At 42.7% G+C, this 7,234-nt stretch carries 8 protein-coding genes; 4 read left to right on the top strand and 4 right to left on the bottom strand.

Annotated features, from left to right (window positions below; translation table 11 throughout):
• Nucleotides 1–121: 121 nt before the first annotated feature.
• The 4 genes from AC1DU2_RS14205 to AC1DU2_RS14190 all read left to right on the top strand — a co-directional run bounded on the left by AC1DU2_RS14205 (nt 122) and on the right by AC1DU2_RS14190 (nt 2,615).
• Complete coding sequence (locus AC1DU2_RS14205) at nt 122–625, top strand: hypothetical protein (protein ID WP_477385022.1); 504 nt, start codon at nt 122–124, stop codon at nt 623–625.
• Nucleotides 626–741: 116 nt separating this feature from the next.
• Complete coding sequence (locus tag AC1DU2_RS14200) at nt 742–1,194, top strand: hypothetical protein (RefSeq protein ID WP_477385021.1); 453 nt, start codon at nt 742–744, stop codon at nt 1,192–1,194.
• A gap of 421 nt (nt 1,195–1,615) precedes the next feature.
• Nucleotides 1,616–2,041 (top strand): hypothetical protein, encoded by a 426-nt coding sequence (locus AC1DU2_RS14195; RefSeq protein ID WP_477356304.1) that lies wholly within the window; start codon nt 1,616–1,618, stop codon nt 2,039–2,041.
• Nucleotides 2,042–2,054: 13 nt separating this feature from the next.
• Complete coding sequence (locus AC1DU2_RS14190; RefSeq protein ID WP_477385020.1) at nt 2,055–2,615, top strand: globin family protein; 561 nt, start codon at nt 2,055–2,057, stop codon at nt 2,613–2,615.
• Nucleotides 2,616–2,751: 136 nt separating this feature from the next.
• Here the strand turns inward: AC1DU2_RS14190 and AC1DU2_RS14185 are convergent, their stop codons facing one another.
• The 4 genes from AC1DU2_RS14185 to gatB all read right to left on the bottom strand — a co-directional run bounded on the left by AC1DU2_RS14185 (nt 2,752) and on the right by gatB (nt 6,955).
• Entirely contained in the window at nt 2,752–3,108 is a 357-nt protein-coding gene (locus AC1DU2_RS14185) for a hypothetical protein (protein ID WP_477356300.1), read from the bottom strand.
• A 430-nt stretch (nt 3,109–3,538) separates the two neighbouring features.
• A complete protein-coding gene (locus AC1DU2_RS14180) occupies nt 3,539–4,228 on the bottom strand; it encodes a response regulator transcription factor (protein ID WP_147057003.1) in 690 nt (229 codons plus the stop codon).
• Nucleotides 4,229–4,334: 106 nt separating this feature from the next.
• Nucleotides 4,335–5,486 (bottom strand): redoxin domain-containing protein, encoded by a 1,152-nt coding sequence (locus AC1DU2_RS14175; protein ID WP_477385019.1) that lies wholly within the window; start codon nt 5,484–5,486, stop codon nt 4,335–4,337.
• Nucleotides 5,487–5,488: 2 nt separating this feature from the next.
• Nucleotides 5,489–6,955, bottom strand: coding sequence for an Asp-tRNA(Asn)/Glu-tRNA(Gln) amidotransferase subunit GatB (gene gatB, locus AC1DU2_RS14170; RefSeq protein ID WP_477385018.1), 1,467 nt, complete (start codon nt 6,953–6,955; stop codon nt 5,489–5,491).
• Nucleotides 6,956–7,234: the final 279 nt, after the last annotated feature.

The raw sequence follows: 7,234 nt of genomic DNA, 5'->3' as shown, positions 1-7,234 counted from the left end.
GGTATCCATCTGAAATGATCGTGAAGGGATGTGGGCATATTCTTTTTTACAAAGAAAAAAACTTGAAAGCCTTTTTGACAACCGCAACCCTTAAACTTATCACCTCTTTATCAACATTTTGTTGGCAACACCTCCCGTTTTTAACGTTTCTTATGCGTCAGCCCTGGGGTTACTTGCCTTTAAAATAGCAGACAGTACCCTATTTGAATTCGCTTATCCTAAAAGAACAGGCACTACGTTTACCCTCGCAAGCAGCCGGTTTAAAAAATTCAAAAAAGAATGGCGCGGTACCGATTACTACTATTACGCCGAGCAGGACGGCTTCATTTGCTCAGTTTTATATTACAAACTTAATGACGATGAAAAACTGCAGCTGGTTGATGCACTAAAAGTGGCCATTGGCGGCCCCGATATCAGCCCGGCATATCCATTCGCTTATTTTTCAAACTACTCCAACCTGAAAACAATGGAACGTAACAATGAAGATTGGGGGAGACCTACGGATGATTTTATGTTCCGGCAAAATAATGTGGTTGTAGATGGCACTAATTTTACCCAAAAACATATGTATGGCTATGCCATGCTGGCAAGGACTTGTTTGTTAATATACACCTATCAAAAGTAGCTTGCAGCAGTGCAGACTCGGTAGAGATGAGGGCGATTTTAACATCACTTACAGTAAAGAAATAAACTGCCTTAACGTATAGGAGGCACCTGACGATCTTAACCATCATAGTTAAAATGAAATATTTATTAGTGATATTCCTCGTCTCCGTTTTTGCCAATGTTTGCTTTAGCCAGCAATTGGGTACAAAAGCCGAAAACTCTTTAAAACAAGCCAGGTTTATTGATTTATATAAAATGCAGCGCAATACGCACGATTGCCTCGATTCAAAAGATCCACCAATTATTGACAACAATAAGGTTGATTCTTGTTTTCATAAGGTAAAGGCATTAAGCGTTGCCGAAATAAATACACTAAGGGAAATTTTGCTGAACAAGGACTGCTATCAAAAAGCGGATTTAGATTGCTTTGCTTCAGATTTTGGCTTAATTATATTTGATGGAAAACATATAATAACAGGTTATACGACGTTTAGCTTAGTCTGTAACAACCTGTATATGAGCGACACTAATAAAATGTTGACTATAACAGATAAAGCAAAAAGAAGATTACGAAAAATATTCCGTTGAGTGAATTAGCAGGCAGTTAACTCTATTGAAGGACAAAACCGGGTAGCCGCCTTGCTTAACCTCATATAAACAAACGACCCGGTCAATGGCAATCATCAGCAACGGATCAATAGCCTGTGCTTAAGGCATTTTCGGTACTTTATTTCATATTCGGTATTAACAGCTGATAATACATTTATCGCTAACAATTAACCCGCACAGCTGCATACTTAGTCCTCTTTAAAAATACGCAGCTACCATTCTTCCTTTCCAAGCTACTTTCCAAAACATTTTTTACCACTACACGGAGTACTCTAATTTAAAGTAGCTTATTTATCAGCATCTAAAAACCGGGGTAATTAAAGCGCCGTATTTCATAATAGAAATGTAAAATTTCGCTATAAATCATATTCAAGATACTTAAAACTAAAAGCCTATCCTCATGAAAAAAAGCACAGTAAAAAAAATTGTCATTTATGGTTTATCAACCTTCTTGTTCCTGCTTTTTGTGCTGGCCATTCACATTTATTTTGTTTACCGGCCGGCGCCCGATGCCTTTACCAAAGTAATGGCCCGCATTGATATTAAGCAGCCGATAACACCCAGGGATGCCAATAACATTGCCGGCTGGATGTACAAGCAAAAAGGAATTGACCATGTAATGGTTAACCCGGAATCGAACACTGTTATTTTTACTTTTTTCCCGGTTAAAACCAACGGCAACCAGGTAGTTGATAACCTTAAAAAAGCCCTTAACCTAAAAGCCGATCGCTACATGCCCGATGCACAAAGTTTAAAAAGCGGCTGCCCGGTAGCCAAATCATCATACACCTATAAAATTTACAAACTAATAACCCAGGTAATCTAATCTTCAAAAAAACATGAAAAAACTACTAAACACATCTACGTTAATCGCGCTTTCTGTTAGTGCAATGTTCGCGCTGCAGGCCTGCAGCAGTAATTCGTCGGTAACACCGGTAAAAGCTACTTTATATGACTCGTTAGGCGGATCGGTAATGGTATCCGACCCGGCAAAACCAGGTACCACCATCGAAAAAGGCCGCTTAGGCATCCGCTCGGTTATTGATAGCACCATATTTGTTATTGCCGGCGATAGCAGGATAAACGGGCATTTTACTGTGTTGCTATCCGAAGTGACCAAAGGCAACCTTTCGGGCTTTACCGAGTTGAGCGGCAACCTGACCACGTTTGTAGCTGTTGCCACAGGCGCAAAAAACTTCACTTACACAGGCGACAACATGGTTGATGCCCACGACCCGGCAAAAAATCCACGTATGAACGGCAAAGCCACCGCTGCCGATTTTGACGCCTTTGTTGACGATGTTGTGAAAGGCGCTAATAAAAATAAACTGCCATCAACCTTAATAGGCTCACTGGGCAAAATTATTGTGAGCTTAAAAGCACAGGTAGTACAACAATAGTTTTTTTTTGATCAGAGGGGGGTGAAGGTCCGCAGGGTAACTTGCGGGCCTTGTTTGTTTAAACAGGCCGTTGTTATCATCAAAAATGAGTTCGCCAACTTTAATGTTCAAAGTATTAGCTTCTATAGGATAAAGTTTAGTTAGCCCTTTTTAATGTAGCTGCCAAATGCTGCCCTTGATACACAAAGTGCAGGGCAATGCTATCGGCATATAGTTTCCCGGTGTGCGGGGCGTTCCCGTTGGGTACGGGTACGTTAAATGAAAAATCGTCGCCGTTTATCATGCCGTCGGTAATTATCACCTCACCGGCCGGGGTTAGTGCGGTACCGGTTAGTTTACCGCTATCTACTTTAAAATTGTAACCAAGCTGAAAGGGCTTGTTCCCCGGCAATGTAACCGGCCCTGCCCATTTGCCTGTAAGGCTGTTTATAGCAGCGAAACAAACGCTAAGTATCAGCACAAATGCTATGGTTATGGAGACTATTTTTTTCATCGGGAGAAATTTTATTAACTGGTATACAAATTGGGCGGCAATTAGTTTTATTTTTTATTGGGGTTGTTGTCTGAACCCGAATTAAACGAATTTTCAGAATTTCTCGAATTGGCTTTTTAAATTCTGTTAATTTTTTAATTCTGTAAACGGCGCAGCCCTCTTGAACACCTTAAAAAAATCATTTATATGTGAAAAATTCAGGTTCAGGCAATTGCGTTAGGGACAAAAGTGGATACCGGCCCGCGCGATGGCCATAAGGAGGGCCGTGCCTAACGCCTTGTGCGCGTATGAACGAATGGCCCGGCCGCAGGCAACGCCCCAAACAAGCCAAAAGCTTTTCGCCAAAAAAAGCTTCGACTTTCCGAAAGAAAACCGAAGCTTCAAATATGTTAATCAAAAGTTCCCCTTTCAGGGGGTTAGGAGGCCGGGCTTACGCTTCAAACTTATACCCTACACCTTTAACAGTTGCAACTACCTCATCACCAAGTTTCTCGCGCAGTTTGCGGATGTGAACATCGATGGTACGGTTGGTTACTACTACCGAGTCTTCCCAGATGTTTTTCAGGATTACCTCGCGGGTGTATACTTTGCCGGGTTTTGAGGCCAGCAGGTATAGCAGTTCAAACTCTTTTTTGGCCAAAACCACTTTAACACCTTTTTGGTAAACCAGGTAAGCTTCGCGGTCAATAACCAGGTCGCCAATTTCAAGTTTGTTGTCGGGTGTTTCTTCTGTTGGCGAGTTGCGGCGCAATATGGCGTTTATACGGCTTACCAGGGCACGGGGCTTTATCGGTTTAGCTATATAATCATCGGCACCTACGTTAAAGCCTGCAATTTCTGAATATTCTTCGCTGCGGGCGGTTAAAAATACCATAAAGGTATTTTTAAACTCGGGCATGGTACGCATGATGCGGCAGGCCTCGATGCCATCCATTTTAGGCATCATAATGTCAAGTACAATAAGATCAGGTAGTGATTTCTTGGCTTCGGCTACAGCCTCCTGGCCGTTGCGGGCCAAAAACACCTGGTAGCCTTCTTTTTTAAGGTTGTATTCTATCAACTCTAAAATATCCGGTTCATCATCAACAATAAGAATTTTCTGTTTTGGAGAGCTGCTCATGATGCGTTAATTTTTTTGTATAAAAGTATACACTTTACAACACCTCAAAGTTACCCAAATATTAACAAATTGTTAATGGTTACCTTTTGTTAACGATAAATTGAACCTATTTGAACGTTTTGGTTAAAAAAGCTTCCAAATCGGCCCCGGTAATATTTTTGGCAACGATGTTTCCGGCCGGATCGATGATGAAATTTGACGGGATAGCCTCGATATTGTACAGTCTTTCTGTTGGCCCTTCAAAACTGTTTAAATCCGATGCGTGAGCCCATTCCAGTTTATCATCATTGATGGCTTTTTGCCAAGCAGCTTTATCCTTATCTAATGATACACCTAAAATATTAAAGCCTTTTGAATGGAATGCGGCATATTGTTTTACCACGTTAGGGTTTTCCTGGCGGCAGGGCGCGCACCATGATGCCCAAAAATCAATCATTACATATTTGCCTTTATAGTCGGCCAGGCTTACCTGTTTACCATCTATACCGGTGGTTGTAAATTCTGGGGCTTTATGACCAATGGACACCGGCTTAATTTTGTTCATCTGTTTGACGAAGGATTGCACCGCCGGATTATCTTTAAAATTATCTTTAATCTCATCGGCATAGGCCACCAGCTGCGGTTCAAACTTATACACATCCAACGATGTTGCGCCATAAAAGGCCGCCAGCGACGATTTGTTATCGTTAACAAACTTTAAAACAGCAACACCATAATCGGCCACGTTTTTTTGGAAGGTAGGCATATAAACTTTCAGCAATGAATCTGATTGTTTGCCAAGGGCTTGTGATTTCTCCTGGTACTCGGCCACAAGCTTCGAATTTTTCTCGCCGTAAAAATTACTGATCTTATTAAACTCTTTTATCTTGTCCGAATCGTCAGAGCCTTTGATATTATAGGTATGCGTTGCATCTTTACTATCGGTTTCAAAATCAATATCATCGCCGTTTTTTGCTATCAGGTCGTATACGTTATTTGCCGCTGCCGATTGATCGCCACCGCCTGCGCTGCCAATACGTAGCTTGTATAAATTGGCATAAGGCGCCACATGTTTAAATTTGAATTTACCATCTTCGCTCAGCGTGGTCGAGTCTACCACTTTAAGCTGGCTGCTATCAGCCTCAATTAAATAAACCAGCTTTATACTGCCTTGATTTTTAATGGTACCGCTAATGGTAAACTGCGAATTATCTTTACATGAATAAACAAATGCAGTTAAAAACAGTACACTGTAAACTGCCAGATTTTTTAATTTCATTACTACTTTACTTCTAATTCCTTAATCAATAACTGGTTTGTTTTCTGCGGATCTATTTTACCTTTCGATAGCTTCATAATCTCGCCCATAAACAAGCCCAACACGCCTTTTTTCCCTTTTTGGTACTCTTTTACCTTATCCGGAAACTTGGCGATGGCGGCCTTAATAAACTGGTTTACATCGTCATTATCCGCACTGATTAACAGGTTAAGCTCTTTAGCCAGTTCATCGGCTTTTTTGCCCGGCTCTTTAACCATGGCGGGGAATAACTTGTGCGAAGCTACAGAATTATTTATCACGCCCGCGTCAATTAGTTTGATGAGGCCGGCAAGGTTAGCTGGGGTAACAGCAAAGTTACTGATGGCCACGTCATGATCATTCAGGTATGATTTTACCGTGCCCATGATCCAGTTGGCGGCGGCCTTATAATGGTCGGTAGCTTTTATCAGCTCTTCAAAATAGTGGGCCACATCCTTATCAGCAGTAATAACCGAAGCATCATAGGCCGACAAGCCCAGTTCAAGGTATTTATGATAAAGCTGGCTGGGCAGTGCCGGCAAACTTTTACGAATGTTATCAACGTATTGCTCGGTAAGCGCCAACGGCATTAAATCCGGCTCGGGGAAATAGCGGTAATCGTTGGCCATTTCCTTGCTGCGCAATACCGATGTTTCGCCGGTATCGGCATTAAAGTTAAGCGTGTTTTGGTCAATATGGCCACCGGCTTCAATTACGGCTACCTGGCGGGCAAACTCGTGCTCAATGGCACGCTGCACGTTACGGATAGAGTTGAGGTTTTTTACCTCGCAACGATTACCATATTCGGTGGCGCCACGCAGGCGAACAGAGATATTGGCATCGCAGCGCATGCTGCCTTCTTCCATGTTGCCGTCGCAAATATCAAGGTAGCGCAGTATTTTACGGGTTTCGGTCAAAAACTGGCCCGCCTCTTCGGCGCTGCGCATATCGGGCTGGGTAACAATTTCCAGCAGGGGCACACCGGCACGGTTAAGGTCGATAAGCGAATCGGCATGGTGCTGGTCATGCATACTTTTGCCGGCATCCTCTTCCATATGAATATGGTGAATGGCTAAGTTTTTTTCGGTACCATCAGCCAGTTTTACAGGCACATAACCACCCAGGCATATAGGCGCATGGTCCTGCGTTATCTGGTAGCCTTTGGGCAAATCGGCGTAGAAATAATTTTTACGGGCGAAGCTGTTATTCAGGTTGATGCTGCAATTACAGGCCAGGCCCATTTTAACGGCATACTCTACCGCGCGTTTATTTAAAAAAGGCAAAGTACCGGGGTGTCCCAAAGATATGGCACTTACATGCTGATTAGGCCCGGCACCAAAAGCGGCAGAATCGGCCGAGAAAACCTTACTTAAAGTGGATAGCTGGGCATGTACCTCGAGGCCTACAACCAATTCGTACTTTTCACCTATCCCGTTTGCGAGAACTGTCATAAAAATAAATTCAGCTGTGATTTGCTGATTGTAAGGTCAAATATATAAAAGTTAATACAGTATAGGTAGGTTTTGGGGTTTAATGGTCAGGAAAAATGTAGCGGTGAGTGGTGAATGGTGAGCGGGGAGTGGTTTTGTAAGCCCCTGGTGACCCTTGGGTGGTCTTAAATTTCATATCTATGATGGCGTCCCCTGCGTACCGGGCTTTTTGCTCATACTACACGGGCCTTAGCCACACTGGCCGGTATCCGCGCCAATCCCTAACGCAATTGTTTGAAC

The sequence above is a fragment of the Mucilaginibacter sp. P4_C11 genome (assembly GCF_056402115.1).
The sequence above is the reverse complement of the archived record's forward strand: the minus strand, read 5'-3'. Positions and strand labels throughout refer to the sequence as shown.